Below are 17717 nucleotides of genomic sequence, written 5' to 3' on the forward strand. Positions count from 1 at the left end.
TTTTAAATAAACAAATTGCTGCTGATATGCTTCCACACCATGATATTCTATTGAGACCATTAGTGACAGTATTGGCTGAAACCTTACAATTGTATTGCTTGTTAAGTAAAGAGCCGACCTTATTAACGAGTAACATGCGAGAAAACGGTGAAATAGAAGTCATGTTAAATCAAAAATTAGGACAATGTATAGATGAGTATACAAAAAATCACGTGATTTTGAAAAATGGCAAACGAATTGCTGATATTTTAATAGAAATTCGGAATGCTTATACCATATACCACTAAACTTACAGGAATAGTAATACATATATAAATTTCAATTATAAAAACAATTGAAAAGAATGTAACAGAAGAAGTGTATCGTTTGAATTTCCAGATTTCCTTTTCTATTTTTCCATAGTAACATGAAAACTATCAGTAAATTGGATGCAAATAGATATCGAAGACAGGAGAGGGATTATACGTGGACAAGTCATGGTCTGGTAATTCTGCACAATTGTTACAAGAAATTGATGGAAAAATGGGCAGAATTGAGTCTATTCTTCATCAGGTTTATATAGACGGTTTGATAGAAGAAGCATATGAGATTCACGAGATGCTTATAAAAGTGTCCCAGTTATTGCTCATCTTACAACAAGACCTCAAGATGGCACCATTGGCAAAAGGACTAAGTTTACAACTCCAAAGTATACAGGAACAGTACAATCGCTTGTTTAGCAGGAGAGAAATACAAACAAAACTTTCTGAATAATCAGACAATAACAAGTAGGCATCTCATGTAGGGATGCCTACTTGTTATTGTCCCAAAATATGACGTATATCCGACAGGTCCATACTCGTAAACTTCGCAATATCTTCTATATCCATTCCGTTTTTATGCATACCCTGAATTAGTTGGATTTTCCCTTCTTGAATGCCAACTTCTTTTCCTTTTTCCATTCCTTTTGCTATACCCTCTTGAAGCCCTTCTTCTTTTCCAACTTGCTTCCCTTTTTCCATTCCTTCTTCTATACCAACCTCACGAGCATGTGCTAATTTCGCTTGCTCGTCAAATAACACTTTTTCCCTTGCTTCATATGCGAGACGGAAAGAGCTACTCTGACTCATATTTTCCCATTTGTGGATTGCCTTTTGTAACATTGGATCCTGCTTCATGGCGATATCCTCCAACGTGTGGGTCAAATGTTCATCTTCATGCGCTGGCAGTAACAGTAACCAACGAGCAAATTCATTTTCCCACGGATTAATTTTTTCTTCTCTCCATTGTCTTACTAGCTTTGGAATCTCAATGAAATGTATTTCTAGGTCCTCAAGTAACACTTCCTTATGTTGCCTACTCCAAAATTGTCCGACCGTATGCATATCATCATAATGAGGAAAGAGCTGAAAGTCTAATAGATTGATGGCAATGGTTTTTCGCAAAGAGCGATAAGGCATCCCTTGTTCTAATTGAGATGTATATAATTTACTCCAATAATATAAGGAACGTTTCACAATTTCTTGTGTATTTCGCAACTGAATTTCAATATTGACTTTTGTCTCATCTTGAAGTGTCGCTAATATATCTAGTATGGATAATTTATCCTCTTCATATTCTTTATGGAGGTGTGGGTCTTCAATTTTTAGCGATACTATCGGTATAGATAAGGATTCATGCAAGATTGCATTTAAAAAAGAAATCAATAATTCCTCTTGTCCTTGTACACCAAATAATTGTTTAAAAGCAAAATCCACTCGTAAATTCACTAAAGGTTGATTCATAAAGTGAGTTACCTTTCTTATTTTATATTCTATCTTTTTTGTTGGTCCCCTTTTTCGGGGGGATGGGCAAAGAAGTTATATATCTATTGTAGCTGCAAAAGGAGAGAAGAAGCAACCCTTGTTTTTTTTGAGGATGTGTTTTATTTTTTTCATTGTGGTACGTGAAATTTTATAAACCACTTGTATATGCACTTATTCTCACTGATTTATATCCCTTTCTACCTGAAATATTTACTATCCATCTTTTCATAACCTTATCTATTCGTATGGACGCCTTTTATCTTTCAAGACCTAAATGTATTCGGCGCTTTTTTCTCTTTCGTTATAGAGGAATCTGAGCGTTCGTTTTTTTATCACCTCGGCTAATAAATTGGACCTAATTTCCATTTATTAGGTATTATTCAAGTGAACAGAACATTATCCTGTACATCCTGAATTACATGCGAATCGTCAAATGGGCCGAACAGTAATACACCGCTCGTTGCTTCAACTCTTCGTACGTGCATAATCTTTGTTTCTCAAATAATTTCGGATGTTTCTGTCTATAGTATTGGAACAATTCTTCTCCATTATTCCGTATACGATACCGACGTGTTTCTCTCATTGTGCCTGGGATTTCTTCCGGATCAAATTGTCCTAGAATTTGTAATGCTTGTGAAGAGGGAATTTCTTTCCCTGTCACATAGGCATGGGTTCTGGTGCAAAGAAAGGATACGTTCCCAAGAAATAATGAGGATTCCTATTGGAATCATTCTTTACGCTGTTAATCCAAATAATTGATGAATAAATTCTTTTTGATTTTGAACAGACTGATCCCGTAAATCAACCTGTTCTTTTTTTATCATATGCATGGCTTCTACTCCTGCAAGTATACATGTAGCGGTGCCAAAAGATTTAAATCCTAACATAGAGCGTACACGTTTTTTAATGAATCGATGGTCTTGCTCCACTACGTTATTTAGATATTTTATCTGCCGAATTTGAGTGCCTAACGGCACTTTTTTCTCGTTCTTTAATTTGGTGATAGCAACTGGATAAGCAGGATTTTTATCAATTGTAATTGTACGAGGTTTTGAGGCATGAAAAGATTGCAAAGCTTTCTTAAAGAATCGCTTTGCAGCCTTATGATTTCTAGTTTTACTAAGATTGAAGTCAATCGTATTTCCCTCAGAATCAACCGCACGGTATAAATACATCCATTGCCCTTTTACTTTTATATACGTTTCATCCACTCGCCATGAATCATTTGTTTGTTTAAGATGACATCGGATCCGTTTATCCAGTTCCGGTCCGTATTGATGGACCCAGCGCATAATCGTTGTATGTGCTAAGGATAATCCTCTTTCTTCCATCATTTCCACCAAATCTCGAAAACTTAGATTGTACCGTAGGTACCAACGTACAGTTAATAAAATTATGTAACTACTCAGCTTCTTCAAATAAAAAAACAGGCCAAATACATGTTTCCGATTCGAAAACATGAAAAGAAAATACTCCAATCAGAGAAAGAATCTATGCCAAATAGAGAAATTCTCTTATGAAGTCGTGTTATTCCAAGGAACCGTTCTAGTTTCTATGACTTGGTTTATCGCTTGTAAGACCGATTGTTTTTGTTTTTTCATGGTACTCATAAAGCTTCGTATCTGACAAAAAGATTCTGCGCCTTTCTTACTTCGGAAAGTCCCAGACACTTTCTGTTTTACTTTCGTCATCCGAATATCCCGTTCTGCTTGATTGTTATCAAATGGAATGGCTGGATGTTCTAAAAACGCTAGAATTCTGTCAGAATACTTGACGAAGCGATTCCATAAATTTTGAGAAGGCGTCTGCTTTCCTTTCTTCTTTTGTTTCGTGGAAAGAATCTGTTGTTCTTTCAATATGGATTGATACATAATAAACAGATTCTTTTGCGTCGCTTTTGGCATGGTACCTTCGGATTGCTTTTTCATCGTCAACGCTTGCGTTAGAAATTTCTGCATCTGTTGTGCCCATTGTTCTCCAGTACTATCTATAATTCCTTGTAAATCTCGTAAGAGATGGGCATTACATAAAACGTGACGACAATCTGTATACGCATCATACGATTTCCAACCATCATGCATCGCAATTCCAGAAAAAGATGGCAAGATTTCTCCAGCATCCATTGCTTCTTTTCCACGTTTTTGATGAATATGTTGCAATGTCACCTCCGGTGTACTGGCAGTATGTAACCATTGTGTTTTGTTTTCTACACGCATACCAGTTTCATCAAAATGGACAACAGGAGACTGCAGAATCTTTTCCTTTACTTCTTTTATGAATGGCTGCAATTGAGAAGCGAAAGCCTGTGTATGATTTACCAGGGTTCCTTCGCTTATAGAATGTCCAAAACAATCCTGAAAGAATTCTTTTGTTCGCTTCAAAGAAATGCATTGATAATGCGTTAAATAGGGAATCAGTCTTTTTATATTTGGACCATATTGAACAGGACGAGATACTGTCGAAGGAAATTGGGCTTCTTGGATAGAATGGCAATGTGGGCATTCTTTCTGTTCTACTTTATGTTCTGTCACTTCGATCTGAATAGGTGGTAAGTCATACACTTGGCGAATGCGATACCCTTTTACAGGCTCGTGGTTCAAGGAAGTATGACAACAAGTACAATATGTAGGAGAATGTGTAATCGTATGATCTGGAGTCGCTGTCAAACCAAGAGTATGTCCCTTGTGGCCCAACTGGCCACCCGTTTGACGATGAGACGGTTTGCGCAAACTTTTTGTAACGGGCTTACCCAAACCATCTGTAGAAGGTGGCTTATGACTATTTTTGGAGTTTTTTTTTGAAGCATTTTCTAGTTCTTGTATACGTTTTTCTAACTTAGAAAATGTTTCTTCAAATAAAGAAATAACAGCTTCAGGTCCTTTTTTATATGTATCTAAAATAATTTTTCGATCGACCATAAGATTCACCTCCCCTGTTTGATATACTCAGTATTTACAAATGGGAGGCATATGAAACTAGTAAAATTTAAAAAAGACACCGAAAGGTGGCTGAGTAGTTACAAAATTATATCTGGTTGGTAATGCTTCCATTTAAACAAATTGTCCTTTTTCATACTGATCACATCCCTTTTGCAGAGTAATCGTATCAGTATGTCCAAAATTAGAAGGTAACTACTCAGCTTCTTCAAATAAAAAAACAGGCCAAATACATGTTTCCGATTCGAAAACATGAAAAGAAAATACTCCAATCAGAGAAAGAATCTATGCCAAATAGAGAAATTCTCTTATGAAGTCGTGTTATTCCAAGGAACCGTTCTAGTTTCTATGACTTGGTTTATCGCTTGTAAGACCGATTGTTTTTGTTTTTTCATGGTACTCATAAAGCTTCGTATCTGACAAAAAGATTCTGCGCCTTTCTTACTTCGGAAAGTCCCAGACACTTTCTGTTTTACTTTCGTCATCCGAATATCCCGTTCTGCTTGATTGTTATCAAATGGAATGGCTGGATGTTCTAAAAACCCTAGAATTCTGTCAGAATACTTGACGAAGCGATTCCATAAATTTTGAGAAGGCGTCTGCTTTCCTTTCTTCTTTTGTTTCGTGGAAAGAATCTGTTGTTCTTTCAATATGGATTGATACATAATAAACAGATTCTTTTGCGTCGCTTTTGGCATGGTACCTTCGGATTGCTTTTTCATCGTCAACGCTTGCGTTAGAAATTTCTGCATCTGTTGTGCCCATTGTTCTCCAGTACTATCTATAATTCCTTGTAAATCTCGTAAGAGATGGGCATTACATAAAACGTGACGACAATCTGTATACGCATCATACGATTTCCAACCATCATGCATCGCAATTCCAGAAAAAGATGGCAAGATTTCTCCAGCATCCATTGCTTCTTTTCCACGTTTTTGATGAATATGTTGCAATGTCACCTCCGGTGTACTGGCAGTATGTAACCATTGTGTTTTGTTTTCTACACGCATACCAGTTTCATCAAAATGGACAACAGGAGACTGCAGAATCTTTTCCTTTACTTCTTTTATGAATGGCTGCAATTGAGAAGCGAAAGCCTGTGTATGATTTACCAGGGTTCCTTCGCTTATAGAATGTCCAAAACAATCCTGAAAGAATTCTTTTGTTCGCTTCAAAGAAATGCATTGATAATGCGTTAAATAGGGAATCAGTCTTTTTATATTTGGACCATATTGAACAGGACGAGATACTGTCGAAGGAAATTGGGCTTCTTGGATAGAATGGCAATGTGGGCATTCTTTCTGTTCTACTTTATGTTCTGTCACTTCGATCTGAATAGGTGGTAAGTCATACACTTGGCGAATGCGATACCCTTTTACAGGCTCGTGGTTCAAGGAAGTATGACAACAAGTACAATATGTAGGAGAATGTGTAATCGTATGATCTGGAGTCGCTGTCAAACCAAGAGTATGTCCCTTGTGGCCCAACTGGCCACCCGTTTGACGATGAGACGGTTTGCGCAAACTTTTTGTAACGGGCTTACCCAAACCATCTGTAGAAGGTGGCTTATGACTATTTTTGGAGTTTTTTTTTGAAGCATTTTCTAGTTCTTGTATACGTTTTTCTAACTTAGAAAATGTTTCTTCAAATAAAGAAATAACAGCTTCAGGTCCTTTTTTATATGTATCTAAAATAATTTTTCGATCGACCATAAGATTCACCTCCCCTGTTTGATATACTCAGTATTTACAAATGGGAGGCATATGAAACTAGTAAAATTTAAAAAAGACACCGAAAGGTGGCTGAGTAGTTACATTAGAAGATTACTTACAATTAACCTAATTTTTTTGCACCAGAACCTTTTTATCTCTATTGTATAAAATGTAAAGAAAAATGGAGGAGAATTTATGAAGAAATTATCAAATTTTAAAGAATTTCGGTAACTACTCAGCCACCTTTCGGTGTCTTTTTTAAATTTTACTAGTTTCATATGCCTCCCATTTGTAAATACTGAGTATATCAAACAGGGGAGGTGAATCTTATGGTCGATCGAAAAATTATTTTAGATACATATAAAAAAGGACCTGAAGCTGTTATTTCTTTATTTGAAGAAACATTTTCTAAGTTAGAAAAACGTATACAAGAACTAGAAAATGCTTCAAAAAAAAACTCCAAAAATAGTCATAAGCCACCTTCTACAGATGGTTTGGGTAAGCCCGTTACAAAAAGTTTGCGCAAACCGTCTCATCGTCAAACGGGTGGCCAGTTGGGCCACAAGGGACATACTCTTGGTTTGACAGCGACTCCAGATCATACGATTACACATTCTCCTACATATTGTACTTGTTGTCATACTTCCTTGAACCACGAGCCTGTAAAAGGGTATCGCATTCGCCAAGTGTATGACTTACCACCTATTCAGATCGAAGTGACAGAACATAAAGTAGAACAGAAAGAATGCCCACATTGCCATTCTATCCAAGAAGCCCAATTTCCTTCGACAGTATCTCGTCCTGTTCAATATGGTCCAAATATAAAAAGACTGATTCCCTATTTAACGCATTATCAATGCATTTCTTTGAAGCGAACAAAAGAATTCTTTCAGGATTGTTTTGGACATTCTATAAGCGAAGGAACCCTGGTAAATCATACACAGGCTTTCGCTTCTCAATTGCAGCCATTCATAAAAGAAGTAAAGGAAAAGATTCTGCAGTCTCCTGTTGTCCATTTTGATGAAACTGGTATGCGTGTAGAAAACAAAACACAATGGTTACATACTGCCAGTACACCGGAGGTGACATTGCAACATATTCATCAAAAACGTGGAAAAGAAGCAATGGATGCTGGAGAAATCTTGCCATCTTTTTCTGGAATTGCGATGCATGATGGTTGGAAATCGTATGATGCGTATACAGATTGTCGTCACGTTTTATGTAATGCCCATCTCTTACGAGATTTACAAGGAATTATAGATAGTACTGGAGAACAATGGGCACAACAGATGCAGAAATTTCTAACGCAAGCGTTGACGATGAAAAAGCAATCCGAAGGTACCATGCCAAAAGCGACGCAAAAGAATCTGTTTATTATGTATCAATCCATATTGAAAGAACAACAGATTCTTTCCACGAAACAAAAGAAGAAAGGAAAGCAGACGCCTTCTCAAAATTTATGGAATCGCTTCGTCAAGTATTCTGACAGAATTCTAGCGTTTTTAGAACATCCAGCCATTCCATTTGATAACAATCAAGCAGAACGGGATATTCGGATGACGAAAGTAAAACAGAAAGTGTCTGGGACTTTCCGAAGTAAGAAAGGCGCAGAATCTTTTTGTCAGATACGAAGCTTTATGAGTACCATGAAAAAACAAAAACAATCGGTCTTACAAGCGATAAACCAAGTCATAGAAACTAGAACGGTTCCTTGGAATAACACGACTTCATAAGAGAATTTCTCTATTTGGCATAGATTCTTTCTCTGATTGGAGTATTTTCTTTTCATGTTTTCGAATCGGAAACATGTATTTGGCCTGTTTTTTTATTTGAAGAAGCTGAGTAGTTACTAATATATATTGGGATGGATGTCCACAAGGACCCTCTCATACGAGTAAAACATTGAAAAGAACGCATTGATGAAATAGAATAATAGAAAATAAACCTATCTCTTGAAAAGGTTTGCTTATATTTCTGTATAAAAACAAAATGGTATCTACTTACTCCCTTCTTGTTCTAGAAAGTAACTTTATTTTTAGGAAATCATTTCTTGTACAGGAATTTACTGATACAAAGACCGTGGAACATACGAAAAGCTCCCTGACTTGTTATACAAATCAGGGAGCAAAAGGTAGTACAGTATATCGGTTACGCTAATTATAACATAACGGGATTTATTCGGTCTATTTTTTCGAATATTCAATCTATTTTCCGGTGTTAGTTCTTCAAGTTCAGGTGGCCCCGAAGAATCATCTAACCGTTTGAAAAAGTGTACGGTACACTTTAATTTTCTAAAATATGGCGTATTTCTGACATATCCATATTCGTAAACTTTGCAATATCTTCGATATTCATGCCATTTTTATGCATGCCACGGACTAATTGTTCTCTTTCTGCCAATTTCCCTTCTTGAATACCTACTTCTTTTCCTTTTTCCATACCCTCTTGAAGGCCTTCTTCTTTTCCTTCTTTACGTCCCTTTTCTATGCCTTTTTTCTCTGCATACTTGAACTTAGAAGTCTCATCAATCAGAGCCTTTTGTCTTGCTTCATATAGCATACGGAATCCAGGATCTTGACTCATCTTTTCCCATTTTTGCATCGCATCTTTTAAAATCGGGTCTCGGTTCATGGCGATCTCCTCCAGCGTATGCGTTAATTGTGTATCTTCATTGGCAGATAATAAGAGTAACCATCGTACAAAATCGTCTTCCCACGGATTGACTTGTTCTTCTTTCCATTGCGTCATTAATTTTGGGATTTCAATGATGTGCAATTCGAGATCATCTAAGAGTAACTTTTGTAAATTGATATCCCACAGTTTCCCTGTTGTATGGAACGTTTCGTATTCTGGAAAGACTGGAAAGTTCAAAATATTGATGGTAATCGTCTTCCGTAACGTATCATACGAACTACCTTTTTTCATTTGAGAGGCATATAAACGACTCCAGTAATACAAACTACGTTTCAGAAAATCATTGTGGTCATTCAATTGTATTTCAATTGCAATTTGGGTCTTATCGTCTAAAGTTGCTAATACATCTAGAATGGACAATTTGTCCTTTTCGTATTCTCTGTGCATATGTGGGTCTTCTATTGTCAGCGATTGAATCGGTGAAGAGAGCGAAGAGGCTAATGTCACGTTCAAAAATTGCATTAAAATCTGTTCATTTCCTCTTGTTCCAAATAATTGCTTAAAAGCAAAATCCACTCGTAAATTCACTAAAGGTTGATTCATAATAGGAGTTACCTTTCTTATTTCATATTCTATCTTGTTTGTTAGTCCCCTTTTTCAGGGGAATGGGTAAAGAAAGTATATAGCTATTGTATCGGAAAAAGGAGAGAAGAAGCAACCCTTATTCTTTTTTTTGTGAAGGATACATTTTAAATTATGGTACGTGAAATTTTACATACTTTACTTGTAGGCACCTATTCTTACTGATTTATGTCCCTTGCTACCTAAAATCTTCTCTACCCATCTTTTCACCCTCTTATCTCCTCGAATGTGCACTCTTGGACTTTCGATACTCAAACGTATTCGGAATCTCCTTATCTTTCGTTAGAAAAGAATCTGGAAGGTCGTTTTTCATCCCTTAACTAATAAATTGGATATAATAACCAATCCAAAGAGCGTTCTCCTGTGCATCCTGCATTACATGTGAAGCGTCAAATGAGACGAACAGTAATACACCGCTCGGTGTTTCAACTCTTCGTACGTGTATAACCTTTGTTTCTTAAATAATTTCGGATGTTTCTGTCTATAGTATTGGAACAATTCTTCCCCATTTTGCCGTATGCGATACCGACGTGTTCCTCTAATTGTACCTGGGATTTCTTCAGAATCAAATTGTTCTAGAATTTGTAATGCTTGCGAAGAGGGAATTTCTTTCCCTGTCACATAGGTATGAATAAAAATAAGTTCCTTTATTGTGATATACACGTAATATGAATTTACACCCATAGAAAAATTCCCTTCTCATTCTATTTTTGTATCTATACATAACTAGGCAGCTATCTATTTATCTTATCAGTATGTAAACCGTTTGTTTCACTTTTTCATCATCCACTCGATAAAATACTTCTGTTCCTTTGCGTTCATGTGCTAACACTTTATGACTTCTCATTTTATGAAGATGTTGTGAAACCGTAGATTGCGGTAATGTTAAAATCTGTTGTAATTCGGTAACATTTAAAGTCTTTTTCCCTAATAATTGATGTACAATTTGTAGACGGACAGGATGTGCTAATACTCTCAGTATTTCCGCACTTCGTTCGAGTTCATAATTAAGATCATTGAGCTCCATATAAAAAACATTTGTCATCTTCTTTCGCCTCATTCTTTCTTATTTCTTTAATCACCACCACCGCAGCTACCTCCACTATCTCCACCAAAAGACCCACCGCAATCATATGAACTACCATCATACACGCTATCATGATTTGAACCTGAATAAGAAAATAATGGTGATGAATTATGTGTGTTATTTTGTTTCGTCAAGCTTACTTTCTTTTTGTTTAATGGGATAGCTGTTAAGATTGTTCCGATTACAACAAATAGTAGTATGATAACAATAAATTCCATATAATCCCCTCCTCTACTTCGTTTCTTTTAGAAACGAAGTGTAGAAATTGCATGTTTATACACAAGCTGTTGTTTCCCGTCCACTTCTATCAAAATCGAATATAAATCATACCCTTTTATGATTCCTTTGATATGAAATCCATTGACTAAAATCATTATCATGCTCTTTTTTCTTTGCACTGCTTCTTGTAGTACTTGTTCCTGAAAGGATAGCATATCGTTTGTTCTTTCCTTTTGAGGTACGTTTGGTTTTCTTTCCAATGTTTCCTTCCCCCTTCTTCTCAGGCTCTTACAAAATATTGTTCTAATTCTTTCCTCAATTGTTTCGCCCCTTCTGGACTCAACGTCAACTTTCCATCTCCTAGTTTCATATGCTGGGAAGATGCTTCTCCTGTAATGGGACAAACGTCATATCCCTTATATTTCTTCAGAATAATCTCTTCTCCCTCTACAAATATTTCTACCCAGTCTTTTTCTGCTATTTCCAGTACTCTTCTTGTTTCTCTCGGTATGACAATTCTTCCTAAATGGTCTATTTTGCGTAAAATTCCTGTTGATTTCAACTGTCATTTCCTCCTCCATTTTCTATGTATAACATTCCAACCTTATTTTTATCTTTCTTGTTCTTCTATCACTAATTGTACTCGAAACATGTTTTCTTCTCCTTCTAATAAGGCACCCATTTTCAATAAACGACTGATTAGTTCTTCTGAACTGTATACACCTGATAAGGTCGTGCGATATCCTTGTATCGGTACAGCTGCTGGTATACGGTGCACCACTTCAGAATCTGTATCAAAAAGAGAAATTTGTTCTATTGGTGGCAACACTTCTCTTTGTTTTGGTTTCGTTTGTTTCCCTGTTTTCCGATTTTTCTGACGTGATTCTTTTCGTTTTGCTATTACATTTTCCTTAGGAAGAGCGGGCAATTCTAGCTCCTTAATTAAGGTATACAGCTTAGCTGTGCTCATTTTCCAATGCTTTACGATATCCTTCATATGAAAATGCATCCGGTAGCCCTGTAACATTTGTTTTTGTTGTTCTACAGGCAACGCTTCAAATTCTGCCCAACTCATCATTGTTTCATACATATTTGAAATCTCCACCTTCGATGCTTTTTGGTAGCTACGTTTCTCTTTTCCTTTCAGCATGTCAGTTGGAAATAACATCTTTCCGACATATCCTCGTTTTCCTGTTTTATGATGAACGCCCGAAGCAGTTCGCTTTTTTTCCCGAATTTCTTCTTGCAGTACACGTTGTACTTCCATTTTTCTCCCCCTCTCCACTTTTCCTTGTATATTTGCCAATCCGGAATGATCCAATGAAAAAGAATTCCAGTTCACTCCTATAGGAATGAACTGGAATCATACTATACATCTATCATGTCACTTCTATCGTACCACATTTTTACTACCCATAGAAAAAAAGAAACGAATATTCCGACTATACAAACAAGATTCCCCTTTCTTCCTTCTGTAACATCATTTTTTGTTCTTCTTCTTTCCTTCTATCTTCAAACTCATTTTCTAATTTCCGATACCATTTGCCTTTTTTACAGGCAAAGTACGCTTTTACTTCTCCATATGGTATCCAAATACCACGTGCGTGTATCCGTTCCATCACGCTATCTACTATATATTCTTCTTCATAACGTTTCGGTTTTCGTAAATACATCATAATAAAACTTCGATATTCTTCTCGTAACCATTCTGCTATCAAATTCTTCTGATTTTGTGTGAGATGTGACCACTTCTTATTGGTTTGGAGAATTTGATGTTCCTCGATAATATGATGTTCCACAGTTCTTCCCCCCACTCTTCTCAAATAGATAGATACAATCATTATAACATATATTGCAAGCCTTTCCGCTTATTCCATCACCGCTCCCTATTACATATATGCGGTAAAAGAGGAAATAAAAGAACCTATACGCAAAAAGCTAAAAGTTCCGCCAGGGACAGGTCGTATTTTCTTCCGTTTCTCTCCAGAAAATCTCCACCTTTTTGAATGGATTACATGACTTTGTCACATAATCATTCAAACCCTTGTCCAACCTTTTTCGGCACGTCAACGTATCGTTGCTAAGCTGACGACAAAAAAGGAAATCTTTAGGTCCTTCAGCTTACACGTCATATTGTACGTGCCGAACCGCCTGTACGATCGCCCATTGATTCCACTTATTCTCTATATGGATACGGAAACCATGGGGGACTCGCCCCCATACCCCCAGCTAGCTTCTGCCAAAAAAGAAAGGAAAACCTTCTCGGTATGGATTCAGTTGCTCCACTTCATTCTTCAGCTAGATAGACATGCCATGATTCTAATGTTCTTTTACAGTAGCGGATATGCTCCTCTATCGTACATCTTGTACCCGTGTTACTATATAACTCATTTGTTGTTTCCTTATACAGCAACGAAAGGAGTAAAGAGAAAATGAATTTCATCTCTCTCACATACGGCTGCAATTCAGGTATTACTATTTCGACATCCCCCATTGTCAAATAATACCCACGATATCCCTTGAATACGTCATTTTCATTCCCTGGCGGACTGGTATGGAATATTTCAAAATCCCCTACATAACTACACCAATTGAATTCAGGAATTGTAAGTAAAAATCTCCCGTTCCCTTCATGATGATACACCTGTATTTCTATATCACCAACTTGCGGAATACCTACTTGGGCATATACACATCCTGTTGTACCATTGTACATACTCCATACGGCCGGAGTCGTTTCACCATATCGTATTGCTTTTTCCAAATTTCTCGCCTCCTTATCCACAAATTTCTTTCTTTTGTGGACGTCGTTCTTTGGATATCCTCATCGTCTTTTTCTTCGATTTTCGAATTTGTTCGCCCATATATTCCAAAACACGCGCGGTAACCTTTTCTGGAAAGAATCCCTGGCGTTCTAACAAAATATTTTCTATCACCCACGCTTTTCTCGTGTAATACTCATATTCTCCGCCTGTTTCATTCGCAGTTACCTGCAATGTTCTTTCTGTTTGAGATGCTTTATTCAGCAATTGTAAACCATAATACGTTTGACTTCGTGCTTCTCTAACTTCCTTTAGCAACACATACAAGTCATACGTATGATACTGCTTTAACTCTTCTACAGACTGATGAATGCACTCTAAGAAGATATGTTGTTGTAGCTTTCGAAATTCAAACCGCTCTCCATTCTGACACAGCTGTAAGACCCCTGTTTGTTGTTCTCGAATACGACCACCGCAGAATTCACAAATTTCTTGTACGATACCCTCTTTATCAACCTGTATCGGAGTTGCACAGTATGGACAGTTCACGATTACCACGCTACCTTTCTTTTTATAAAAGAGAATGTGTTACTAATCATTCAAACGCTTCGATTTTCCTTACATGATTCTTTATCTCGCCTGGTTATTTTCTAAAATAGCTAAGCGAATTAACTTCAATTTAATATGCGGACTGAGTGACATCCATTCTGAAACTGATATTTTCATAGTCGTTCCTCCTAAAATAGTTATATAACTTATACTAGAAAAAAGGAGGTGTACTACATGGCAGTTGATAAAGAGGTTCTGGTGCAAAAAATTAGGTTAATTGCAAGTAATCTTCTAATTTTGGACATACTGATACGATTACTCTACAAAAGGGATGTGATCAGTATGAAAAAGGACAATTTGTTTAAATGGAAGCATTACCAACCAGATATAATTTTATTAACTGTACGTTGGTACCTACGGTACAATCTAAGTTTTCGAGATTTGGTGGAAATGATGGAAGAAAGAGGATTATCTTTAGCTCATACAACGATTATGCGCTGGGTCCATCAATACGGACCGGAACTGGATCAACGGATCCGACGTCATCTTAAACAAACAAATGATTCATGGCGAGTGGATGAAACGTATATAAAAGTAAAAGGGCAATGGATGTATTTATACCGTGCGGTTGATTCTGAAGGAAATACGATTGACTTCTATCTCAGTAAAACTAGAAATCATAAGGCTGCAAAGCGATTCTTTAAAAAGGCTTTGCAGTCTTTTCATGTCTCAAAACCTCGTACAATCACAATTGATAAAAATCCTGCTTATCCAGTTGCCATCACTAAATTAAAGAGCGAGAAAAAAGTGCCGTTAGGCACTCAAATTCGGCAGATAAAATATCTAAATAACGTAGTGGAGCAAGACCATCGATTCATTAAAAAACGTGTACGCTCTATGTTAGGATTTAAATCTTTTGGCACCGCTACATGTATACTTGCAGGAGTAGAAGCCATGCATATGATAAAAAAAGAACAGGTTGATTTACGGGATCAGTCTGTTCAAAATCAAAAAGAATTTATTCATCAATTATTTGGATTAACAGCGTAAAGAATGATTCCAATAGGAATCCTCATTATTTCTTGGGAACGTATCCTTTCTTTGCACCAGAACCGCTTCAGGTCCTTTTTTATATGTATCTAAAATAATTGTAACTACTCAGCTTCTTCAAATAAAAAAACAGGCCAAATACATGTTTCCGATTCGAAAACATGAAAAGAAAATACTCCAATCAGAGAAAGAATCTATGCCAAATAGAGAAATTCTCTTATGAAGTCGTGTTATTCCAAGGAACCGTTCTAGTTTCTATGACTTGGTTTATCGCTTGTAAGACCGATTGTTTTTGTTTTTTCATGGTACTCATAAAGCTTCGTATCTGACAAAAAGATTCTGCGCCTTTCTTACTTCGGAAAGTCCCAGACACTTTCTGTTTTACTTTCGTCATCCGAATATCCCGTTCTGCTTGATTGTTATCAAATGGAATGGCTGGATGTTCTAAAAACGCTAGAATTCTGTCAGAATACTTGACGAAGCGATTCCATAAATTTTGAGAAGGCGTCTGCTTTCCTTTCTTCTTTTGTTTCGTGGAAAGAATCTGTTGTTCTTTCAATATGGATTGATACATAATAAACAGATTCTTTTGCGTCGCTTTTGGCATGGTACCTTCGGATTGCTTTTTCATCGTCAACGCTTGCGTTAGAAATTTCTGCATCTGTTGTGCCCATTGTTCTCCAGTACTATCTATAATTCCTTGTAAATCTCGTAAGAGATGGGCATTACATAAAACGTGACGACAATCTGTATACGCATCATACGATTTCCAACCATCATGCATCGCAATTCCAGAAAAAGATGGCAAGATTTCTCCAGCATCCATTGCTTCTTTTCCACGTTTTTGATGAATATGTTGCAATGTCACCTCCGGTGTACTGGCAGTATGTAACCATTGTGTTTTGTTTTCTACACGCATACCAGTTTCATCAAAATGGACAACAGGAGACTGCAGAATCTTTTCCTTTACTTCTTTTATGAATGGCTGCAATTGAGAAGCGAAAGCCTGTGTATGATTTACCAGGGTTCCTTCGCTTATAGAATGTCCAAAACAATCCTGAAAGAATTCTTTTGTTCGCTTCAAAGAAATGCATTGATAATGCGTTAAATAGGGAATCAGTCTTTTTATATTTGGACCATATTGAACAGGACGAGATACTGTCGAAGGAAATTGGGCTTCTTGGATAGAATGGCAATGTGGGCATTCTTTCTGTTCTACTTTATGTTCTGTCACTTCGATCTGAATAGGTGGTAAGTCATACACTTGGCGAATGCGATACCCTTTTACAGGCTCGTGGTTCAAGGAAGTATGACAACAAGTACAATATGTAGGAGAATGTGTAATCGTATGATCTGGAGTCGCTGTCAAACCAAGAGTATGTCCCTTGTGGCCCAACTGGCCACCCGTTTGACGATGAGACGGTTTGCGCAAACTTTTTGTAACGGGCTTACCCAAACCATCTGTAGAAGGTGGCTTATGACTATTTTTGGAGTTTTTTTTTGAAGCATTTTCTAGTTCTTGTATACGTTTTTCTAACTTAGAAAATGTTTCTTCAAATAAAGAAATAACAGCTTCAGGTCCTTTTTTATATGTATCTAAAATAATTTTTCGATCGACCATAAGATTCACCTCCCCTGTTTGATATACTCAGTATTTACAAATGGGAGGCATATGAAACTAGTAAAATTTAAAAAAGACACCGAAAGGTGGCTGAGTAGTTACGGGTTATATTCACAGGAAGTAACACGAGTAGAAACTATGTTTGCAAACCGTTATAAACAACAGAGAGATGCGGAAACAAACAAAGAAGGAAAGGGAATCGAAAAAGAGAACACAGTGGCGAAACAAGCAGACATCCCGTCTCAAAAACCATTAGAGAAAGTGAAAGCTATTTTTTCCGCATTGAGTGAAAAAGAACAAGCGCTTTTGCAACAAAAGGTTAACGTAGTCGCTGGTAAAGAGAGCGATAATGACTTCAAGAAAATGAACCAAAATTTTTCACCAGAACAAATCGAAAAAATTGAAAAAATCGTTTCTGAATATGTTTCTTCAGCTGAAAAAAATGTAGAGGAAAAATGGAATCCGCATGTATTTTCTGATATATTAAAAAAACTAAAAAATGAAACAACGAAAGAAACGACGGAACAGCAAACAGAAGGAAACAAAAAACAGACAACTCTACAAGAAAAGGGAAAAGAAAACGAGACTGCGAAAGACAAGAAAATTGAATTTTCAATGAACGGTGTAAAAGAGCTAAACAACAAAATAAAGCAAGAACAAAAAGATATAGCAAAAGAAAAGCACAAAAAGCAATCCATGAGTCGATAGAAAAGAAAAACGA

Annotated in this window: 21 protein-coding genes; 5 read left to right on the forward strand and 16 right to left on the reverse strand. The window is 36.7% G+C overall.

Annotated elements, in window-relative coordinates; all coding sequences use genetic code 11:
* Nucleotides 1–287 (forward strand): hypothetical protein (locus tag AC3WVZ_RS31565; protein WP_492310915.1); only part of this gene is annotated, 287 nt, incomplete at its 5' end.
* A gap of 178 nt (nucleotides 288–465) precedes the next feature.
* Entirely contained in the window at nucleotides 466–753 is a 288-nt protein-coding gene (locus tag AC3WVZ_RS31570) for a hypothetical protein (protein ID WP_233936935.1), read from the forward strand.
* Nucleotides 754–797: 44 nt separating this feature from the next.
* On the opposite strand, the gene AC3WVZ_RS31575 is transcribed toward AC3WVZ_RS31570, so the two are convergent.
* From AC3WVZ_RS31575 to tnpC (AC3WVZ_RS31595), 5 genes are all read right to left on the reverse strand, one after another.
* Complete coding sequence (locus tag AC3WVZ_RS31575; RefSeq protein ID WP_233936936.1) at nucleotides 798–1763, reverse strand: Rpn family recombination-promoting nuclease/putative transposase; 966 nt, start codon at nucleotides 1761–1763, stop codon at nucleotides 798–800.
* Between the two features lie 436 nt (nucleotides 1764–2199).
* Nucleotides 2200–2445 (reverse strand): hypothetical protein, encoded by a 246-nt coding sequence (locus AC3WVZ_RS31580; protein WP_233936937.1) that lies wholly within the window; start codon nucleotides 2443–2445, stop codon nucleotides 2200–2202.
* Between the two features lie 73 nt (nucleotides 2446–2518).
* Nucleotides 2519–3244 carry an IS6 family transposase gene (locus tag AC3WVZ_RS31585; protein WP_233936938.1) on the reverse strand — a complete coding sequence of 242 codons (726 nt, stop codon included), beginning with the start codon at nucleotides 3242–3244 and terminating at the stop codon, nucleotides 2519–2521.
* Between the two features lie 54 nt (nucleotides 3245–3298).
* Entirely contained in the window at nucleotides 3299–4702 is a 1404-nt protein-coding gene (gene tnpC / locus AC3WVZ_RS31590; RefSeq protein WP_100910632.1) for an IS66 family transposase, read from the reverse strand.
* Nucleotides 4703–5028: 326 nt separating this feature from the next.
* A complete protein-coding gene (gene tnpC, locus AC3WVZ_RS31595; RefSeq protein ID WP_233935200.1) occupies nucleotides 5029–6432 on the reverse strand; it encodes an IS66 family transposase in 1404 nt (467 codons plus the stop codon).
* 329 nt (nucleotides 6433–6761) lie between these two features.
* On the opposite strand from tnpC (AC3WVZ_RS31595), the gene tnpC (AC3WVZ_RS31600) reads away from it, so the two are divergent.
* A complete protein-coding gene (gene tnpC / locus AC3WVZ_RS31600; protein ID WP_100910632.1) occupies nucleotides 6762–8165 on the forward strand; it encodes an IS66 family transposase in 1404 nt (467 codons plus the stop codon).
* A gap of 550 nt (nucleotides 8166–8715) precedes the next feature.
* Here the strand turns inward: tnpC (AC3WVZ_RS31600) and AC3WVZ_RS31605 are convergent.
* The 10 genes from AC3WVZ_RS31605 to AC3WVZ_RS31650 all read right to left on the reverse strand — a co-directional run bounded on the left by AC3WVZ_RS31605 (nucleotide 8716) and on the right by AC3WVZ_RS31650 (nucleotide 14325).
* Nucleotides 8716–9669, reverse strand: a complete 954-nt coding sequence (locus AC3WVZ_RS31605; protein ID WP_233936939.1) for an Rpn family recombination-promoting nuclease/putative transposase — start codon at nucleotides 9667–9669, stop codon at nucleotides 8716–8718.
* Nucleotides 9670–10083: 414 nt separating this feature from the next.
* A complete protein-coding gene (locus AC3WVZ_RS31610; protein WP_065486330.1) occupies nucleotides 10084–10392 on the reverse strand; it encodes a 50S ribosomal protein L7ae in 309 nt (102 codons plus the stop codon).
* A 58-nt stretch (nucleotides 10393–10450) separates the two neighbouring features.
* Nucleotides 10451–10753 (reverse strand): ArsR/SmtB family transcription factor, encoded by a 303-nt coding sequence (locus tag AC3WVZ_RS31615; RefSeq protein ID WP_065486329.1) that lies wholly within the window; start codon nucleotides 10751–10753, stop codon nucleotides 10451–10453.
* 29 nt (nucleotides 10754–10782) lie between these two features.
* Nucleotides 10783–11013 carry a hypothetical protein gene (locus AC3WVZ_RS31620; protein ID WP_065486327.1) on the reverse strand — a complete coding sequence of 77 codons (231 nt, stop codon included), beginning with the start codon at nucleotides 11011–11013 and terminating at the stop codon, nucleotides 10783–10785.
* A 27-nt stretch (nucleotides 11014–11040) separates the two neighbouring features.
* Entirely contained in the window at nucleotides 11041–11274 is a 234-nt protein-coding gene (gene hfq, locus AC3WVZ_RS31625; RefSeq protein ID WP_416232118.1) for an RNA chaperone Hfq, read from the reverse strand.
* Between the two features lie 20 nt (nucleotides 11275–11294).
* Nucleotides 11295–11576, reverse strand: a complete 282-nt coding sequence (locus AC3WVZ_RS31630; protein ID WP_065486325.1) for an AbrB/MazE/SpoVT family DNA-binding domain-containing protein — start codon at nucleotides 11574–11576, stop codon at nucleotides 11295–11297.
* A gap of 48 nt (nucleotides 11577–11624) precedes the next feature.
* Complete coding sequence (locus AC3WVZ_RS31635; RefSeq protein WP_065486323.1) at nucleotides 11625–12281, reverse strand: hypothetical protein; 657 nt, start codon at nucleotides 12279–12281, stop codon at nucleotides 11625–11627.
* Between the two features lie 175 nt (nucleotides 12282–12456).
* Nucleotides 12457–12813: a transposase gene (locus AC3WVZ_RS31640; RefSeq protein WP_233936940.1), complete on the reverse strand. Its 357-nt coding sequence runs from the start codon at nucleotides 12811–12813 to the stop codon at nucleotides 12457–12459.
* A 488-nt stretch (nucleotides 12814–13301) separates the two neighbouring features.
* Entirely contained in the window at nucleotides 13302–13778 is a 477-nt protein-coding gene (locus AC3WVZ_RS31645) for a hypothetical protein (RefSeq protein WP_233936941.1), read from the reverse strand.
* A gap of 13 nt (nucleotides 13779–13791) precedes the next feature.
* Nucleotides 13792–14325 carry a hypothetical protein gene (locus tag AC3WVZ_RS31650; protein WP_233936943.1) on the reverse strand — a complete coding sequence of 178 codons (534 nt, stop codon included), beginning with the start codon at nucleotides 14323–14325 and terminating at the stop codon, nucleotides 13792–13794.
* 342 nt (nucleotides 14326–14667) lie between these two features.
* Between AC3WVZ_RS31650 and AC3WVZ_RS31655 the strand changes: the two genes are divergently transcribed.
* A complete protein-coding gene (locus AC3WVZ_RS31655) occupies nucleotides 14668–15375 on the forward strand; it encodes an IS6 family transposase (protein WP_233935413.1) in 708 nt (235 codons plus the stop codon).
* Between the two features lie 217 nt (nucleotides 15376–15592).
* Here the strand turns inward: AC3WVZ_RS31655 and tnpC (AC3WVZ_RS31660) are convergent, their stop codons facing one another.
* Nucleotides 15593–16996, reverse strand: coding sequence for an IS66 family transposase (gene tnpC, locus AC3WVZ_RS31660; RefSeq protein WP_100910632.1), 1404 nt, complete (start codon nucleotides 16994–16996; stop codon nucleotides 15593–15595).
* Between the two features lie 51 nt (nucleotides 16997–17047).
* On the opposite strand from tnpC (AC3WVZ_RS31660), the gene AC3WVZ_RS31665 reads away from it, so the two are divergent.
* Nucleotides 17048–17704, forward strand: coding sequence for a hypothetical protein (locus AC3WVZ_RS31665; RefSeq protein WP_233936944.1), 657 nt, complete (start codon nucleotides 17048–17050; stop codon nucleotides 17702–17704).
* The last annotated feature ends 13 nt before the right edge of the window (nucleotides 17705–17717 follow it).

Source organism: Bacillus sp. CPT56D-587-MTF (genome assembly GCF_058792335.1).